This window comes from Rheinheimera riviphila (assembly GCF_004005945.1).
In the GTDB taxonomy this organism is placed as follows: Bacteria; Pseudomonadota; Gammaproteobacteria; order Enterobacterales; family Alteromonadaceae; genus Pararheinheimera; species Pararheinheimera riviphila.
Window position 1 is genome coordinate 1 of the sequence record NZ_SACS01000048.1, and the last position, 931, is coordinate 931.

Below are 931 nucleotides of genomic sequence, written 5' to 3' on the forward strand. Positions count from 1 at the left end.
GTGGTAAAACCGCCGTCGTGATGTTTTCTGGGATGCTGAGCAACCACTTTGCTTTGGTAATACACGCAGATGATTTGTGCCGTCGCTTCAATCGTCACTGTGTGACTCACCAGATGATGCGGGACCGAGTACGCATGTTTGGCATATAGCACATGATAATCAGGCCCAACACGGGCTTGTTTGCTGTCGATGTACTCATAGGGATAAAGCGGTAAGGGCATCAGTGCGGGTTTATCAAACCGGACATAAAGTTCATGACGAGAGCCCGGATGTACACGCTGCTGACGATGATTCAGATCTTGCAGCAGTTCACGGATCCGCAGGTTTAAACTGCTCAGCGTGTAAAAATGCTCATGCCGTAATCGCATTAGGATCCAACGCTCAACAATGAGTACCGCGTTTTCAACCTTTGATTTGTCCTTGGGTTTATATGGCCTGGCGGGCATGACTGCCGTGCCGTAATGACGTGCCATGCGGGCATAGTTCTCATTGAGAACCGGCATGTAACGATGGGTTTTGGTGACCGCTGAGCGCAGATTATCAGGCACCAGTAAACGCGGAATACCACCAAAGAACTCGAAGGCACGGGCATGTGCCATGATCCAATCTTCAAGCTGCTGGGAGCGCCCGGCTTCAACATAGGTGTAATTGGAGGCACCTAAGGTGGCAACGAAGATTTGTGCGTGATACCGGATCTCACCAGTGTCAGGGTTAAGGATTGCTACGGTTGGACCACAATAATCGATAAACAGTTTGTCACCGGCAATATGCAGTTGCCGCATGCTGCGTTTGAGGCTTTTAACCCACGTTTGATAATGCTCACAAAACTGTGTGTAGCCATAGGCCGTGGCCGTATCGAGATCTCGATATTCCTGCCATAACAGCAGCTTGGTCATCCCTTTACGTTTGAGTTCCTGATGCATCAAAGCGA

Annotated in this window: 1 protein-coding gene; it reads right to left on the minus strand. The window is 49.7% G+C overall.

Annotation, left to right across the window (positions count from 1 at the left end; all coding sequences use genetic code 11):
• Positions 1–931, minus strand: a 931-nt coding sequence (istA, locus tag EOE67_RS20295; RefSeq protein WP_127701428.1) for an IS21 family transposase, incomplete at both ends; no start/stop codon positions are given.